General features: G+C 65.3%; 15 protein-coding genes. 8 read left to right on the forward strand and 7 right to left on the reverse strand.

Features of this window, described 5'->3' with window-relative positions; all coding sequences use genetic code 11:
• Positions 1 to 20 precede the first annotated feature (20 nt).
• Entirely contained in the window at positions 21 to 629 is a 609-nt protein-coding gene (locus I6F20_RS11600) for a response regulator transcription factor (RefSeq protein WP_036022016.1), read from the reverse strand.
• A gap of 199 nt (positions 630 to 828) precedes the next feature.
• Here I6F20_RS11600 and I6F20_RS11605 point away from each other — a divergent pair, with 199 nt between their 5' ends.
• Positions 829 to 1857, forward strand: coding sequence for an AraC family transcriptional regulator (locus I6F20_RS11605; protein WP_225126267.1), 1029 nt, complete (start codon positions 829 to 831; stop codon positions 1855 to 1857).
• A gap of 2 nt (positions 1858 to 1859) precedes the next feature.
• On the opposite strand, the gene I6F20_RS11610 is transcribed toward I6F20_RS11605, so the two are convergent.
• Complete coding sequence (locus I6F20_RS11610) at positions 1860 to 3071, reverse strand: NnrS family protein (RefSeq protein ID WP_225126268.1); 1212 nt, start codon at positions 3069 to 3071, stop codon at positions 1860 to 1862.
• A gap of 129 nt (positions 3072 to 3200) precedes the next feature.
• Between I6F20_RS11610 and I6F20_RS11615 the strand changes: the two genes are divergently transcribed.
• On the forward strand, positions 3201 to 3911 hold the full coding sequence (locus tag I6F20_RS11615) for a Crp/Fnr family transcriptional regulator (RefSeq protein ID WP_109142533.1): 711 nt from the start codon (positions 3201 to 3203) through the stop codon (positions 3909 to 3911).
• 105 nt (positions 3912 to 4016) lie between these two features.
• Here I6F20_RS11615 and I6F20_RS11620 read toward each other — a convergent pair whose 3' ends face one another.
• Positions 4017 to 4214, reverse strand: a complete 198-nt coding sequence (locus tag I6F20_RS11620; protein ID WP_035998817.1) for a DUF1858 domain-containing protein — start codon at positions 4212 to 4214, stop codon at positions 4017 to 4019.
• 178 nt (positions 4215 to 4392) lie between these two features.
• On the reverse strand, positions 4393 to 5745 hold the full coding sequence (hemN, locus tag I6F20_RS11625) for an oxygen-independent coproporphyrinogen III oxidase (protein WP_225126269.1): 1353 nt from the start codon (positions 5743 to 5745) through the stop codon (positions 4393 to 4395).
• Between the two features lie 165 nt (positions 5746 to 5910).
• Here hemN and I6F20_RS11630 point away from each other — a divergent pair, with 165 nt between their 5' ends.
• The 5 genes from I6F20_RS11630 (at position 5911) to I6F20_RS11650 (ending at position 11340) form a co-directional block, all read left to right on the forward strand.
• Positions 5911 to 6111 (forward strand): hypothetical protein, encoded by a 201-nt coding sequence (locus I6F20_RS11630; RefSeq protein WP_225126270.1) that lies wholly within the window; start codon positions 5911 to 5913, stop codon positions 6109 to 6111.
• Positions 6112 to 6413: 302 nt separating this feature from the next.
• Positions 6414 to 7511 carry a copper-containing nitrite reductase gene (nirK, locus tag I6F20_RS11635; protein ID WP_035998815.1) on the forward strand — a complete coding sequence of 366 codons (1098 nt, stop codon included), beginning with the start codon at positions 6414 to 6416 and terminating at the stop codon, positions 7509 to 7511.
• A 58-nt stretch (positions 7512 to 7569) separates the two neighbouring features.
• On the forward strand, positions 7570 to 8448 hold the full coding sequence (locus I6F20_RS11640) for an SUMF1/EgtB/PvdO family nonheme iron enzyme (RefSeq protein WP_225126271.1): 879 nt from the start codon (positions 7570 to 7572) through the stop codon (positions 8446 to 8448).
• Positions 8449 to 8612: 164 nt separating this feature from the next.
• Positions 8613 to 9638: a Fe(3+) ABC transporter substrate-binding protein gene (locus I6F20_RS11645; protein WP_035998784.1), complete on the forward strand. Its 1026-nt coding sequence runs from the start codon at positions 8613 to 8615 to the stop codon at positions 9636 to 9638.
• 67 nt (positions 9639 to 9705) lie between these two features.
• Positions 9706 to 11340 (forward strand): ABC transporter permease, encoded by a 1635-nt coding sequence (locus I6F20_RS11650; RefSeq protein ID WP_225126272.1) that lies wholly within the window; start codon positions 9706 to 9708, stop codon positions 11338 to 11340.
• A gap of 81 nt (positions 11341 to 11421) precedes the next feature.
• Here I6F20_RS11650 and I6F20_RS11655 read toward each other — a convergent pair whose 3' ends face one another.
• From I6F20_RS11655 to I6F20_RS11665, 3 genes are read right to left on the reverse strand one after another with little or no spacing between them, the layout of a single operon-like run.
• Entirely contained in the window at positions 11422 to 12057 is a 636-nt protein-coding gene (locus I6F20_RS11655) for a GNAT family N-acetyltransferase (protein WP_225126273.1), read from the reverse strand.
• Positions 12058 to 12078: 21 nt separating this feature from the next.
• On the reverse strand, positions 12079 to 12729 hold the full coding sequence (locus tag I6F20_RS11660) for a CoA transferase subunit B (RefSeq protein WP_035998776.1): 651 nt from the start codon (positions 12727 to 12729) through the stop codon (positions 12079 to 12081).
• An 18-nt stretch (positions 12730 to 12747) separates the two neighbouring features.
• Positions 12748 to 13455, reverse strand: a complete 708-nt coding sequence (locus I6F20_RS11665; RefSeq protein WP_035998773.1) for a CoA transferase subunit A — start codon at positions 13453 to 13455, stop codon at positions 12748 to 12750.
• A 288-nt stretch (positions 13456 to 13743) separates the two neighbouring features.
• Here I6F20_RS11665 and I6F20_RS11670 point away from each other — a divergent pair, with 288 nt between their 5' ends.
• Entirely contained in the window at positions 13744 to 15627 is a 1884-nt protein-coding gene (locus I6F20_RS11670) for an AsmA family protein (RefSeq protein ID WP_225126653.1), read from the forward strand.
• Positions 15628 to 15740: the final 113 nt, after the last annotated feature.

The raw sequence follows: 15740 nt of genomic DNA on the forward strand, positions 1-15740 counted from the left end.
GGGCGGCTTCAGGCCTGGGCCTAAGAGCCCTGGCCGAAAATGCGCCGGAGCAGATCGGTCACGTTCTTGGCGCCGGCCTTCTTCAGGACGCTGGCGCGGTAACCTTCGACCGTCCGCGCGCTCAGATGCATCCGCCGGGCGATCCCCTTGTTGGTGAGGCCGGCGGCAAGATGCTCGAGCACGTCGGCTTCGCGCGCGGTCAGAGGCTCACAGCCCGGCAGCCAGCGTTGCCGGATCGCCCCGGGTTGCGCGAATTGATCGATGGCGGCATCGATCCGGTTGACGATGTCGTGGGTGCGGAACGGCTTTTCGATGAAGTCGGTCGCGCCGCTCTTGATGGCGTCAACCGCCATGGCGATGCTGCCATTCGCCGACGTCACCAGCACCGGCGCCATGCAATTCTCCTCGCGCAGCTGCCTGAGCACCTCGAGAGCGGAGCGATCCGGCGGCATCTCCAGCAGCACACAGGCCGGCATCCGCGTCTTGGCTTCCGAGAGCAGAGAGGCACCATCGGCAAAGCAGATCACGTCATAGGCGCTCTGTTCGAGCGCGGCGGAAAGTTGTTCGCGGGAGGCGGCGTCAGTGTCGATGACGAATACCTCGCCCTTGGAATGCATGTTCCCCGGCATAGTCCCGATCCAGCAATGTCTTGGTCAAATGGCCCGAGACGGCCGGGCCCCGTCGCGCCCGCCGTCAATGCGCACGGCATTCACGCCAGTGCATCGGTTTTCCGTATGTATGCGCCACCGGGTTCCCCGATTTGACGTATTGAGACAGACACTTTACATTTCGGGACATCTGCGGGTATGGCTGGCAGGAACGGTTTGCATGACCGACCTCATTCGCAGCGCAGGCTTGAGCTGTTATCCCGAGGTCGCGCGGTCGGTCGGGCTGGACCCCAGCCAGATGATGCGCAAGGTCAGGCTCCCGCTGGCCTGCCTCGACCAGCCAGACATCCCCATCGCCGTCACCGGCCTGCGCCGCCTGCTCGAACTATCGGCAAAGGCGTCCGGTGCAGAGGATTTCGGCCTGCGTCTCGCCGAGCGCGGCGGCCTCACCAATTTCGGCGCGGTCGGCCTGATCGTGCGCGAACAGGCGACCGTCGGCGAAGCGATCGAGGCGTTTTCGCGCTTCATCCATATCCATCACGACGGCATGCGGCTCGACGTCACGCGTGACGAGCGGACCGTGACCATCACGCTGCATTTGCGCGGCCGGCAGCCGCGCGCGCCGCGGCAGTCGATCGACATGGCGCTCGGCAGCGTTCAGCGCATCATCCAGTCGCTGTTCGGAGGCGATTGGCGGCCGCTGGAAGTGCATCTGCACTACCCGCCGCCGCTCGACCGCAAGCGTTACCGCGACTTCTTCGGCTGCCGGGTGATCTTCAATGCGGACGACGATGCGATCCTGTTGTCGGCGCACGACATGCAGCGCCGGATCCCAAGCGCGCATCCCTTGATCGCGAGTTACTTGCGCAAGCGGATCGAGGCGATCGAGAGCAGGCCGGCAAGCTGGGAGGCGAAGGTCGACGAGGTGGTGGGGACCCTGCTCGCCAGCGGCGATTGCACGGTCGAGCGCGTCGCCGAGCATCTGGCCTGCACCCGCCGCACCATCCACCGCCGCCTCGCCGCATCGGGCACCAGCTTCTCGGCCATCCTGGACGCGCAGCGCGCCGATCTCGTGGTGCAGCTGATCGAGGATCACACCCGGCCGCTGGCCGACATCGCGGTGCAGCTCGGCTTCTCCGCGCAGAGCGCCATGGCGCGCTGGTTTCGCGGCCGCTTCGGCTGCACCATCACCGATTGGCGCAAGGGCGTGCGGCCTCGCTCCGCACCGCCCTCGGCAGGTGCAGCCTGACTTCAGCGCGCGGGGGCGGGCACGCCCATCGTGGCGAGCGCCCGCCGCCCGCTGCCGGCGAGCAGCGGACCGAACGCGACGGCAAATCCGAGGAAGGCGAGGATCCAGCCGCAGGCAGCGACGTACAGCAGCACGTCGCCATACGCGGGCAACACGACGGCACCGATTCGGGCCAGAGCCGCGATGACGATTGCAGCATAGATTGCCTGGACCGCCGGCGAAGCCGTCAGCGCCTGTCCGGTATGGCCGAGGCTGGCGCGGGTCATCACCGCGAGCGTCATCGTTCCCGCAGCACCCGCCATCCAGGCATGGATGCCGGCGCTCGGCGGCAGCTCGCCGAAGGCGGCCACAGCGTTCAGGATGAAGCCGAGCGGCACGAAGACATAACCGACATGCAGGATCAGCAGCAGCCGCTCCCGCGTGGTGCGGTCGCCGGCCCAGCGTGCAAGCCGAACCAGATGCAGCACGCCGACTGCCGCCATCGCGACGCCGGTGATCATGTTCAGCGGTGCCGCGATCCATGCGATCAGCGCCAGCGCGCTCAAGCCGATCACCGCGCCATCGAATCGTCCGAACGGCACCGGCAGGCGGCCGGGATTGAACTTGACCAGCCAGTTGCGGGTGAAGCTCGGAATGACGCGGCCGCCGATCAAGCCGATCAGCAGGACGACCACGCCGATGCCGACGCGGATGCTGACGTCGGCCGCGCCTGCGTAATGCGTCTCGACATGGAAGGCGACGTTGCCGGCGAGCAGAACCAGCACCAGCCCCACCACCGGCAGGTTGCGCCAGTTGCCGCCCGCGATGATCTCGCGCGTTGCGGCGGCAACGACCAATGCCAGGAACGCGGCATCGACGACCAGTGCAAACGTCCAACCGGTATTCGCCGACAGCGTCACCGCGACGCGTCCGGCAAGCCAGACCGTCACCAAGCCTGCGAGCGGCGCGCCCTGGATCGGCAGGCGCCCCGTCCAGTTCGGGATGGCGGTGAAGAGGAAGCCGGTGATGACGGCCGGCAGGAAGCCATAGAGCATCTCGTGGATGTGCCAATCGCGCGGCGCGAATGCGGAACTCACCGACAATTCGCCGTAGAACATCGGCAGCCAGACCAGGATCGACAACGCCGCCTGGATTGCGGCGAGCAGGAAAAAGGGGCGAAAGCTGTTCGCAAACAGCGGCCAGCCCGTAAAGTTGCGGGATCGGGCGCCAGCCATGGGTCAACTCCAATCAAATCAGACTGTTGCTTGGAAAAATACTGCCACCGGGCGGCCTCGTTTTGCGCTAACGCAAACTACCTGACGATTGCAGGTGCCATCACACTCCCTGATGCCAGGGGAGGCAGAATGGCCAAGGTCGACACATCGCTGGTTGCGCATTTGCCGCTGTTTGCGGGGATGACGCCGGAAGCTCTCGACGAGATCCTGCGTGAGGCCCGCTCGGCGCGCTATCCCAAGAACAGTGCGATCTTCGAGCAGGGGGCGGACGCGCAGTCCTTCTTCCTGCTGCTGCACGGCCATGTCCGCGCGGCCAAGACCACACCTGCCGGCGAGCAGATCGTGGTGCGCTATGTCGCGCCCGGCGAGACGTTCGGGCTCGCGATGGCGATCGGAGCCGCGCGGTATCCGGCGACGGCCATGGCGGTCGACGACAGCGTCGTGCTGATCTGGCCGACTTCGGCCTGGCCGCGGCTGGTCGAGCGGTTTCCGGCGCTTGCCGCCAACACGCTCCAGACCGTCGGCACGCGGCTGCAGGAAAGTCACACCCGCATCCTGGAAATGTCGACCCAGCAGGTCGAGCAACGCGTCGCGCACGCGCTGCTTCGCCTCGCCAAGCAATCCGGCAAGAAGCTCGACCACGGCATCGAGATCGACTTCCCGATCAGCCGCCAGGACATCGCGCAGATGACGGGCACCACGCTGCACACCGTCAGCCGCATCCTGAGCGGCTGGGAGAGCCAGGGCCTGGTCGAGAGCGGCCGCCAGCGCATCATTCTGCGCGAGCCGCACAAGATTGTGGTTCTGGCGGAACGGAGCGTCGACAGCGGCACGGCGTGAGAGACACCTCTCTGCTCAAGTCAGGGATGAGGCGCGCTTCCGCTTACGGCGAAAGCGCGCTCATCATCCGGGAACCCACGCACACCTGCGCGATTCCTGATCGTTTCACGCCGGCACGCACTCGATCAGCGCGGCGAGGAACTTGTCGCGGTCAATGCCATGCTCGCGGCAGGCGTCATCGACCGTGTGGAAGGTCGCGATCGGACAGCCGACGCAAGCCATCCTGAAGGCGAGAAACACGCGGATCGTGTGCGGCGCCGAATGCATGATGTCATCGACCAGATCGTCGGATCGGAAGGACATGGACAACTCCATTCCGATCGACGATAGCGACGCGGGACCGAGTTTCTTTGTTGGAGCGCAAGCTGGCTCGTCATTGCGGGGCGGCGTAGCGCGAACCCGGAATCCATCGAGCAGCAACCAGTGCAGTGAAATGGATTCCGGGTTCGCGCCAAGAGGCGCACCCCGGAATGACGGGGGGCTACACCGCCCGACTGTGCAACTGCTTGCCTGGATCCAGATGCGCATCGAACGCAGCGGCGACGCTGCGGACCAGGAAGCGCGAGTCCTTGGCGACAGCGAGTCGATCGCCCTCCACCCTCACGACGCCGTCGGAAATCAGCGGCTTCAGACGCGAGGCCGATTTCAGCATGGCGCCGGCCTCCGCGCCATGGCGGGCGCAGATGTCACCGAGATCGGCACCGAACTCGCACATGATGCGTTCGATAATGTCGGCGCGCAGCCGGTCGTCATCGGTGAGGCCGTAACCCTTCGCGGTGGCGAGGCGGCCGGCAGCAATGCTCTGCGCATAGGCGCCGATCTGCACCTCGTTCTGGACATAGCCCTGCGGCAGGTGCCCGATCGCGCTGGCGCCGAAGCCGAGCAGGACTTCGCTCCGGTCGGTGGTGTAGCCCTGGAAGTTGCGCCGCAGGGTGCCCTGCTCGAACGCCACGGCCATGGCATCGTCGGGCCGCGCGAAATGATCGAGCCCGATCTGCACGTAGCCGGCCTCTTTCAAGGCATTGGCGATGGCGCAGGCCTGGTCGTGGCGCGCAAGGCCGTCGGGCAACACGCCTTCATTGATCATGCGCTGGTGCTTCTTGAAGGCTGGCACGTGAGCATAGCCGAACACCGAGAAGCGGCTGGGTGAAAGCGCGAGGCTGCGTCGCACCGTCTCCAGGCACGAAGCCACTGTCTGGTGCGGCAGTCCGTAGATCAGGTCGAAGTTGACACCCTCGATCCCGGCGCCGCGGAGCATCTCGACCACGGAGGCCGTCTGCGCGAAGCTCTGCACGCGGTTGATCGCCCGCTGCACCACCGGGTCGAAGCTCTGCACGCCGAGGCTCGCGCGGTTGACGCCGGAGAGCCGCATCGCCTCGACCATGTCCGCGCTCAATGTACGGGGATCGATCTCGACCGCGATTTCCGCCGAGGGCAGCACGAAGAATTCCTGGCGCATCGTCGCCATCAGCTCGGCAAAGGCGTCCGGCGCCATGATCGTCGGCGTACCGCCGCCGAAATGAATGTGCTCGACCTTGATGCGGTGGCCGATGGTTTCGGCCGTCAGCGTGATCTCTCTGCGTAGCGTCCGCTGGTACCCGGCGATCAGTTCGTCGCGGCGGACGATCTGGGTATGGCAGCCGCAGTACCAGCACATCTCGCGGCAGAATGGCACGTGCAGATAGAGCGATGCGCTGGCGGCCACCGGCAGCTCCGCCAGCCAGCGGGCATAGGCGTCCGGACCGATCGCGGGCGTGAAATGCGGTGCGGTCGGATAGCTGGTGTAGCGAGGCAGGCGCTCCTCGCCGTAGATCGCCGCAAGATCAGCTCTCATAAGTTACCCATTCGTAAATGCCCGCCGCGCGCGAGACATCGCGGCAAATCACGGAATGAATTCAAATAACCCGGATCGGCGGACGCGGCTTTGCGCTCGCGCAAAGCGCGGATACCGGTTCCCGGCCATGGTGAGAAAAAATCGCGGCCATCCGGAGCGTTCGCCATGAGGCTTTTCGCACTCGAACTCATTCTCTCCCTGCTCGAGGTCCGCGGCCATATCCCGCGTTTCGACGACTTCCGGCCGGCCCCGGCCGCGCCGGCCCCCGCCGGCGCGGTGCGCGCCCTGGCGGCCGCGATCGCCGTCTTCGTCGCGCTGTCATTGGCGATCTGGGGATTGGTCTGGCTCGCCGTGAACCTGCTCTGAACGGACGCGCCTTCGCCAAGGCCTGTCTTGCGATCTCGTCCACGCGCATGAGCGGGGCAGCCGAGATCGTCATCCAGCTTGAACATGCAAACGAGTTGCCGCTGAGTTGACGCTCGGCCTCGATCGGCATCGCGCCTGCGGACGCGGTGAGTTGCCATCGCCGATCCCGCTCCTTCAAGAAATCTAGGTCATGTTGCCGAACGCGAATCCGGCGGAAGCTTGTCGCAGCACAAACACGCTTGCCGCAATCGGCGCACACTGCACTCCGTCATCAAAACCATTTCAGATGAAGGATGCTTCCGATGTTCACCCGCAGAGCCGCATTGATCAGCGCCGCCGCGACCGCCCTGATGTTGGCGATCCCGGCTTTCGCCGCCGGCGATCTCAAGCTGCCGCGTCAGAAGGTAGAGCTGGTCGCTCCGCCCTTCGTGCACGCGCACGAGCAGGCCACGACACAGGGCCCCAAGATCGTCGAGTTCAGGATGACGATCGAGGAGAAGAAAGTCGTCATCGACGACAAGGGCACCACCTTCCAGGCGATGACGTTCAACGGCTCGATGCCGGGCCCGCTCATGGTCGTGCACGAGGGTGACTATGTCGAGCTGACGCTAGTCAATCCCGCGACGAACACCATGCCGCACAACATCGACTTCCATTCCGCGACCGGCGCGCTCGGCGGCGGCGAGCTCACGCTCATCAATCCCGGCGAGCAGGTCGTGCTGCGCTGGAAGGCGACCAAGACCGGCGTGTTCGTGTATCACTGCGCACCGGGCGGCCCGATGACCCCCTGGCACGTCGTCTCGGGCATGAACGGTGCCGTGATGGTGCTGCCGCGTGAGGGGCTGAACGACGGCAAGGGCCGCGCGCTGAAATACGACAAGGTCTACTATATCGGCGAGCAGGACATGTACGTGCCGCGCGACGAGAAGGGCAACTTCAAGTCCTACGAATCGCCGGGCGAAGCCTTCACCGAGACCGAAGAGGTGATGAAGAAGCTGACCCCGACCCATGTCGTGTTCAACGGCAAGGTTGGCGCGCTCACCGGCAAGAACGCGCTCACCGCGAAGGTCGGCGAGAACGTGCTGATCGTGCACTCGCAGGCCAATCGCGACAGCCGTCCGCATCTGATCGGTGGCCACGGCGACTATGTCTGGGAGACCGGCAAGTTCGGCAACGCGCCCGAGGTCGGGCTCGAGACCTGGTTCATCCGCGGCGGCTCGGCGGGAGCTGCGCTGTACAAGTTCCAGCAGCCCGGCATCTACGCCTATGTCACGCATAACCTGATCGAGGCGGCCAGTCTCGGCGCCACCGCGCACTTCAAGGTCGAAGGCAAGTGGAACGACGATCTGATGATGCAAGTGAAGGCGCCTGCCGAAATACCTCCTGCCAGCACCAACTAGACGCGACGAAGGGGCCGGTCATCGCCGGCCCCTTTTTTCCTTCTGCGGAGGAATGATTGTGCTGATCGCATTCAAGCTCAAGCTGGCACTTGCCTGCGCGGCCGGGCTTGCGGGGCCGCTGGCCGTTGCGCCTCTGGTCTCGGAGCTGACGATGCGCCATGCCGTCGGCGAGCCGGCCTTGGTCGAGGTCGCCCCGGGCAGCTTCGCCTATCGCGAGGCCGGCGATTTCACCCGCGGCGGACAGCAGGCGGAAGCGCCGATGCGCACCATCCGGATCAACCGGCCGCTGCGCATCATGCGGAATCAGGTCGCTTCATCCGACTATCAGCATTGCGTGCAGGATGGCGCCTGCCGCGCACTCGATCGCGACGTGGCAATCGCCCCCGATCGTCCCGCAGTGCGGGTGAGCTGGCACGACGCCGAGGCCTATGCAGGCTGGCTGTCGCGCAAGACCGGCCATCAATACCGCCTGCCGAGCGACGAGGAATGGGCCTTTGCCGCCGGCTCCAGATTCCGGGATGACGGGGTACCGGTCGATGCAAGCGACCCTTCGAAGCGCTGGATCAGCCGCTATGAGCGCGAATCCGAACGCGACCTCTCCGACACCACGGCTCATCGCTTCGGCAAGTTCGGCCCGAACGAGCATGGCGTCGAAGACCTCGCCGGCAATATCTGGGAGTGGACCGCGACGTGCTTCGTGCGCTCGCGTGTCGATGATTCCGGCAATCCCGGCCGCGCGACCGTGAATTGCGGCGTGCGGGTCGCCGAGGGTGCGCACCGCGCCTATGTCACCGACTTCATCCGCGACGCCCGTGCCGGCGGCTGCGCCCAGGGCGTGCCGCCCGCCAATCTCGGCTTCCGCCTGGTGCGCGAGGAGACGTCGTGGCTGGCCAGCGTCTCGCAGCGCCTGAGCAAGATGAGGCCGGCAGGATCATAGGGCGTCAATTATTTCCCATGACCGTCGCTTCAGTATTAGAATGAGTCTAAAAGATACTTTGGAATTGCTCTAAGCTTATGCTCTCGCGACATCGCGTCGCTAACGTTGGCCCCCCGCCTGCGCTACTCAATCGGCGTTCAATCTCGCGCCTGGGAGCAGCCCTTATGATCTATCTTCGCGTCCTCGCCGCGTCTGCGGCGGTGTTGAGCCTGACCACGTCTTTCGTGTCGGAGGCAGCCGCCAACGGCGAGGTCAACGTCTATACCTACCGCGAGACCAAGCTGATCCAGCCGCTGTTCGATGCGTTCACCAAGGACACGGGCATCAAGGTCAACGTCGTCTCCGCAAGCTCCGGTCTGGAGCAGCGCATGAAGGCGGAAGGGGCCAACAGTCCGGCCGACGTGCTGCTGACGGTGGACATCGGCCGCATCGACGAGGCCGTGCAGGCCGGCGTCACCCAGCCGATCAAGTCGGAGGCGGTCGACAAGGTCGTGCCGGCGCAATATCGCGATCCGGACGGACACTGGGCCGGCATCTCCATGCGCGCGCGCGTGATCTATGCCTCGAAGGATCGCGTCAAGCAGGACAAGATCACCTATGAGGAGCTCGCCGATCCCAAGTGGAAGGGCAAGATCTGCATTCGCTCGGGCCAGCACATCTATAACAACGCGCTGTTCGCGGCCTACGCGGCCAAGTACGGCGAGGCCAAGGCCGAGGAATGGCTGCGGGGCCTGAAGGCGAATCTCGCGCAGAAGCCGTCGGGCGGCGATCGCGAAGCCGCGCGTGACGTCGCCGCCGGCAAATGCGATATCGGCATCGGCAACACCTATTACTGGGCGCTGATGATGAACAACGATCCCGAGAAGAAGCCGTGGGCGGAGGCGACCCGCGTCATCCTGCCGACCTTCGAGGGCGGCGGCACCCACGTCAACCTCTCCGGCGTGCTGCTCGCCAAGAACGCGCCCAACAAGGCCAACGGTACCAAGCTGATCGAGTGGCTCGTCAGCGAGCAGGCGCAGCAGATGTATGCCGACCAGAACTACGAATATCCGGTTCGGAGCGGTGTCGCCGTCAATGCGACCATCGCCGGCTACGGCAAGCTCGTCCCGGATCCGTTGCCGATCGCAAAGATCGCCGCCAACCGCAAGGCTGCGGCCTCGCTGGTGGACAAGGTCGGCTTTGACAACTGATCTCTGGCGGCCCACGTCTATCGAACTGCTGGAAGCTACGAGCACACGGCCTCGATCGAGGGGCCGTGTGCGGGCCGGTCGCGCCGCAACCGCCATCGCGATCGCAACCGCGGTCCTGGTCGCGGCGCCCGTGATCTCGATCGTTTCGCTGGCTTTGCAGCCGGCATCCGATGTGTGGCACGACCTGATCAACTACGTGCTGCCGGCCGCCCTTCTCGACACTGCCCTTCTGCTCGTCGGGGTCGGCGCGGTCACACTTTTGATCGGCGCCGGCACTGCATGGGTGATGTCGCGCCACGATTTTGCCGGCCGGGGCATGCTGCTGTGGCTGATGCCGCTGCCGCTGGCGATTCCGACCTATCTTGCGGCGTACGTCTATGCCGATCTGTTCGAACCGCTGGGCCTGGTGCATCGCACCCTGGCGACCTGGCTGCCGCTGGGCGATGCCCTCGGCCTTCTGCCCAACCTCCGCTCGCTGCCGGGCGCCATCTTCGTGATCGGGCTCGTGCTCTACCCTTACGTCTATCTCTCGGCGCGTGCGACGTTCCAGGTTCAGTCAGCCGAATTCGCGGAAGCGGCCACGACGCTGGGCGCCGGCCGATGGACCATCTTGTGGCGCGTTTCACTGCCGATGGCGCGGCCGGCGCTGGCGGTCGGCGTGGCGCTGGTCGCGCTGGAAACGCTCAACGACATCGGAGCCAGCGAATATCTCGGCATCCGCACGCTGACGGTCTCGATCTTCACCACTTGGCTCAACCGCGGCAGCCTTGCCGGTGCAGCGCAGCTCGCATGCCTGATGCTTGCGATCGTCGCCGGCCTGATCGCGATGGAGCGTTACGGCCGTCGCAACGCCAGCATCGAATTCTCGGCCGAAAGCCCGCATGTGAGGCGGCGAACCCCGCTGTCGGGCGCAAGAGCGTCGATCGCGTTCGCGGTCTGCGTGCTGCCGGTGCTGATCGGTTTCGTGGTCCCGCTGCTCTATCTGGCGCATCAGGCTCTCGGCCGCGGCCTGCTTGCAAATTTCGACCCGCTGCTGTGGCGCCACACCTTCCATTCGTTTGCCTTTGCAGGGCTCGCAACGCTCATGGCCTTGATGCTTGCGCTCGCCACGACGATCGCGCATCGCTTGCGGCCGGATCCTCTGCGATATGTCGCGCTGAGCATCGCGCAGGCCGGATACGCGCTGCCGGGTCTCGTCATCGCTCTCGGCCTGCTCACCCCGGTGCTGGCGGTCGACAATGCGCTGAGCGCGGTCGCGACCTGGACCGGACGTTCGCTTCCGGGTCTGGTCCTGGTCAGCTCCGGGATGGCCGTCGTGATCGCCTACACGATTCGTTTTCTGGCTGTGCCGGTCGGCATGATCAAGGCCGGGTTCGACAGCATTCCGAGCGACTATGACGAGAGCGCGCGCGCGGTCGGCGCCGGCCAGGGGGTCATGTTGAGGCAGATCTATCTGCCGTTGCTCCGGCCCGCGATGCTTGGCGCCGTCATCATCATGTTCGTCGACTGCCTGAAGGAGCTGCCGGCAACGCTGCTCCTGCGGCCCCTCAACGTCGAAACGCTGTCCACGTCGATCTACCAGTACGCAAGCCGCGGCAATTTCGAGGACGGCGCGCTCGCGGCCCTCCTGATCATCGCCGCGAGCATCGGCCCAGTTGCCTGGCTGACCCGGTTCTCCGAGGTGCCGAGCGGCCCCGCTTGAAGGGGCACATCGTCCGCACATTCATGGCGCTTCGACCAATTGATAGCAAACGCTTGGTTGTCGCCGGTGCCTGCAACCTGCTCAAATCTTCCGCGCGAACATGCGAAAACCGGGCGCGCCGATGATTGCCTCGAAATTCGGGTCGCGCTTCTCTTCCGCGAAGACAAAACCCGCCTTCGCGTAGGCGCGCTCGGCCGGCTCGTTGCCGATCAGGAACGATATCGTCGCCCGGGCAAACCCAGCTGCCCGCCCTTTGTCCAGCGCATGCGCGATCAACGCCTGCATCAAGCCACGACCACGATAGGCAAGGTCGGTCGCGACATGCTCGATCATCCAGTCGCCCTCGCCGCCCTGGACCCAGCAAGCTCGCGAATAGGCACCGCGCTGGCGGATGGCGTCGAGCTCTGACGCCATCAGCCCAATGGAGAGACCGACCTCTTCGACCGCGCGCCATGCCGCCGGTCCGGTGCCGGCTGCCGGCACGGCGCAAAGTGCAGCAGCGGGCTTGCCATCAATCTCGGCGACCAGGAACTGCGAAAAATGCCACATCGACACCGCCCGTGCGACGGCGACGCGCGCGACGAAAGCGAGGCACTCCGCTTCCGGCCAGCCGAGCGCCACGTCGAACCAGCCACGCGGCCGGTGGCCGCGCATCGAATTCAGGATGGTTTGTGCGATGAATTCGGCATCTTCGGGACGCGCGGACCGTATCGTCATGCGCGCCCCTTTACGACGACCCTACGTGTTCTTCAGCGCGACGCGGAATTCGGCTTCGGTCTTGGACTTGATCTCGTCGAGCGTGACGCCGTCGGCGAGCTCGATCAGCGCCATGCCGCCATCGCCGTGCTTGTCGATGGTGAAGACGGCAAGATCAGTGACGACCATGTCGACGACGCGCTCGCCGGTCAGCGGCAGATTGCACCTCTTCAGGAGCTTCGGGCCGTCCTTGGCCGAATGCTCCATCACCACGACGACGCGCTTGACGCCTGCGACGAGATCCATCGCGCCGCCCATGCCCTTGACCATCTTGCCGGGGATCATCCAGTTGGCGAGATCGCCGTTCTGGGCCACCTGCATGGCGCCGAGGATCGAGAGATCCATGTGGCCGCCGCGGATCATGCCGAAGGAATCCGCGCTCGAGAAATACGAGGTCGACGGCAGCTCGCTCACCGTCTGCTTGCCGGCGTTGATGAGATCGGCGTCTTCCTCGCCCTCATAGGGGAACGGCCCCATGCCGAGCATGCCGTTCTCGCTCTGCAAGGAGACGTCCATGCCATCGGGGATGTAGTTCGAGACCAGCGTCGGGATGCCGATGCCGAGATTGACGTAGTAGCCGTCGCGCAATTCCTTCGCGGCGCGCGCGGCCATCTGTTCACGGGTCCAGGCCATGTGAGTCTCCTGTTGCGCTTAAGCGGCGGTACGCGGGCGGGTGTTGCGGAATTCGATGCGCTTCTTGGCCGTGCCGACCTCGACGATGCGCTTCACGAAGATGCCGGGCGTGTGGATGTGGTCGGGATTGAGTTCACCGGCGGGAACCAGATGCTCGACCTCGGCCACCGTGATCTTCGCGGCGGTCGCCATCATCGGGTTAAAGTTGCGCGCGGTCTTGCGGTAGATCAGGTTGCCGGCGGTGTCGCCCTTCCAGGCGTGCACGATGGCGAGGTCGGCGAACAGGCCGCGCTCCATCAGGTACTTCTCGCCGTCGAATTCCTTCACTTCCTTGCCTTCGGCGATCAGCGTGCCGACGCCGGTCTTGGTGTAGAAGGCCGGGATGCCGGCGCCGCCGGCGCGGATGCGCTCGGCCAGCGTGCCCTGCGGATTGAATTCGAGTTCCAGCTCTCCGGCGAGGTATTGCTGGGCGAACAGCTTGTTCTCGCCGACATAGGACGAGATCATCTTCTTGATCTGGCGGGTTTCAAGCAGGCGGCTAAGGCCGATGCCGTCGACGCCGGCATTGTTCGAGACCACGGTCAGGCCCTTGACGCCGGAATCCCGGATCGCGTCCGACAGCTCCTCGGCAATGCCGCAGAGGCCGAAGCCGCCCGACATGATCATCATATTGTCTTTTAGAATGCCTGACAGCGCCGACTTGGCGTCGGGATAGACCTTGTTCATACAAAAAACCTCGACTGAACCTTGGGCTGGCGGGCGTCGCGCCTCATTGGCGGCGATTATTAGGCGAAATCGTCCGAAGCCGTCAATGATACGGGGTTCTCCGCTCCGCCCCCGGGTGATAGAAGCTGCCCATGCCGTGGGCATAACCGCGCAGCGGCCTTGAAAGCGTCAAGAAAACCCATCAAGTTGCGGTACTTAACACCATAGGATCTGGGCGTTCGGCACACACGTTTCGCGGCCCGCCCTTCTGGCTCCAACGACCAACCCGATCAGGACATGCCATTGACCATGGCCCAAGGAATGAAGCGCCTCGGGACGCCGATCGCGGCGCTGCTCGGCGTCGCGCTGATCGCCCTGATCGCGACCTCCTGGCTCATCAACCGCGACGCGCTGCGCAAGGCGGTCGAAGCGCAGATCCGCGACGTCACCGGGCTCGAGCTCAATGTCGCAGGCAGCATCGAGATCTCGGTGCTTCCGGCGAGCTACATCTCCTTCCGCGACGTCGGCCTCAAGGGCGGCGGCACCAGCGCTCCCGCGCTCCAGGTCGACGTGCTTACCGCGAATTTGCGGCTGCTGCCGCTCCTGCTGCAGCGTTTCGAGATCGCCGACCTGACGCTGCTGCGGCCGCGCATCCACGTCAGCCTGAAGCCGGACGGCGAGAGCAACTGGACGCCCTTCATCCAGACCATCGCACGCACCATGAAGCCCGGGGCCGAGAACCAGGTCTCGTTCTCCGAAATCCGCATCCAGGACGGCGTGCTCGATTACGAGGACGTTGCCACGCGTGCCACCGAGAAGCTCGAGGACATCGACCTGTCGCTGGCCTGGCCTTCGATCTCGCGCTCTTTTGCCGCGACCGGGCAGTTCGACTGGCGCGGCGAGCGCGTCGACGGCTCGATCAGCTTTTCCGATTTCGTCGCCGCCCTCTCCGGCGACCGCTCCGGCCTGAAGGCGCGCATCGCCAGCGCGCCGCTCAAGCTCGCCTTCGACGGCAGCGTCGCCAATCGCACCAGCGCGATGATGGAGGGCACGCTCACAGTGGACAGCCCGTCCTTGCGCAACGCGCTGCGCTGGACCGGACAGCCGCAGCCCGGCAGCGGCGGCTTCGGCCGCTTCGTGCTGAAGGCGCGCGCCAACGTCGTCGGCGCCTCGATCGCGCTCACCAATGTCAACGTCGAGCTCGACGGCAATGCCGCCGAAGGCGTCATGACCTACGCCAATAACGGCCGGCAGACGCTGCAGGCCACGCTCGCCGCCGACGCGCTCGACTTCACACCTTATATCTCGACGTTCCGCCTGCTCGCGAGCGGCGCGCGCGACTGGAACAGGCAGCTGTTCGACCTCCAGGGATTGTCGACCACCGATCTCGACATGCGCCTGTCGGCGGCCAAGCTGACGGTCGGGCCCACGCGGCTCGGCCGCACCGCGATCGGCGCCAATTTGCGGAATGGCACGCTGGCCCTCTCGGTCGGCGAGGCGCAGGTCTATGGCGGTATCGCGAAAGGCTCGTTCGGCATCGCGCGGTCCGATACGGTCGCCGACATCAAGGCGCAATTCCAGTTCACCGACGTGGATCTGCAGGCCTGCGCCACCGAGCTGTTCGGCCTCAACAAGCTATCCGGCCGCGGCAACATCAACGTCTCGCTGTTCGCCTCGGGCTCGAGCCCGTTCGGCCTCGTGCAGTCGCTCGACGGCAGCGCCACCGTGACCGGGCATAACGGCGCGATCGCGGGCTTCAATGCCGAGCAGCTGCTGAAGCGGCTGGAGCGGCGGCCGCTGTCGGGCGGCGGCAATTTCCGCAGCGGCTCGACGCCATACGACAAGCTCACGATCGCCGTGAAATTCTCCGACGGCATCGCAACCGCCGAAGACATCCGCATCGAGGGCCCGGCGGCCAAGATCACGCTGACCGGCACCGCCTCGGTGCCGACCCGCGAATACGACATGAAGGGCGTGGCGAGCCTCAACACGGCGTCCGGCTTTCAATTGCCCTTCATGGTGCAGGGCCCCTGGGACGATCCCCTGATCTTCCCCGATCCCGAAAGCCTGATCCGGCAGTCGCCGGCGGCGTCTCCCTTCCTCGATCTCCTCAAGCAGCGCATCACGGGGGGAAAGCGCCCGGAGGGATCGCCGACCGCCGAAAATGCGAAAGAGGGCGCGAAGTCGAACTGACGATTGTGCGCCGTGGAGCGCGCGCGAATTGATCCCGGTGAATTGATGCGGCGATTGGATCGATGCGCGCATGATGCATCTCCGACGCGCTACGACCTTGGTCCGACAAGATG

Source organism: Bradyrhizobium sp. IC3123, assembly GCF_020193625.1.
Lineage (GTDB): Bacteria > Pseudomonadota > Alphaproteobacteria > Rhizobiales > Xanthobacteraceae > Bradyrhizobium > Bradyrhizobium yuanmingense.

What these genes read in the sequence shown, in the direction of transcription:
- I6F20_RS11660 (WP_035998776.1), bottom strand. Translation starts at nt 12,729, where the DNA reads ATGGCCTGGACCCGTGAACAGATGGCCGCGCGCGCCGCGAAGGAATTG.
- hemN (WP_225126269.1), bottom strand. Translation starts at nt 5,745, where the DNA reads ATGAGAGCTGATCTTGCGGCGATCTACGGCGAGGAGCGCCTGCCTCGC.
- I6F20_RS11645 (WP_035998784.1), top strand. Translation starts at nt 8,613, where the DNA reads ATGATCTATCTTCGCGTCCTCGCCGCGTCTGCGGCGGTGTTGAGCCTG.
- I6F20_RS11670 (WP_225126653.1), top strand. Translation starts at nt 13,744, where the DNA reads ATGGCCCAAGGAATGAAGCGCCTCGGGACGCCGATCGCGGCGCTGCTC.
- I6F20_RS11655 (WP_225126273.1), bottom strand. Translation starts at nt 12,057, where the DNA reads ATGACGATACGGTCCGCGCGTCCCGAAGATGCCGAATTCATCGCACAA.
- I6F20_RS11610 (WP_225126268.1), bottom strand. Translation starts at nt 3,071, where the DNA reads ATGGCTGGCGCCCGATCCCGCAACTTTACGGGCTGGCCGCTGTTTGCG.
- I6F20_RS11615 (WP_109142533.1), top strand. Translation starts at nt 3,201, where the DNA reads ATGGCCAAGGTCGACACATCGCTGGTTGCGCATTTGCCGCTGTTTGCG.
- nirK (WP_035998815.1), top strand. Translation starts at nt 6,414, where the DNA reads ATGTTCACCCGCAGAGCCGCATTGATCAGCGCCGCCGCGACCGCCCTG.
- I6F20_RS11600 (WP_036022016.1), bottom strand. Translation starts at nt 629, where the DNA reads ATGCCGGGGAACATGCATTCCAAGGGCGAGGTATTCGTCATCGACACT.
- I6F20_RS11620 (WP_035998817.1), bottom strand. Translation starts at nt 4,214, where the DNA reads ATGTCCTTCCGATCCGACGATCTGGTCGATGACATCATGCATTCGGCG.
- I6F20_RS11605 (WP_225126267.1), top strand. Translation starts at nt 829, where the DNA reads ATGACCGACCTCATTCGCAGCGCAGGCTTGAGCTGTTATCCCGAGGTC.
- I6F20_RS11630 (WP_225126270.1), top strand. Translation starts at nt 5,911, where the DNA reads ATGAGGCTTTTCGCACTCGAACTCATTCTCTCCCTGCTCGAGGTCCGC.
- I6F20_RS11665 (WP_035998773.1), bottom strand. Translation starts at nt 13,455, where the DNA reads ATGAACAAGGTCTATCCCGACGCCAAGTCGGCGCTGTCAGGCATTCTA.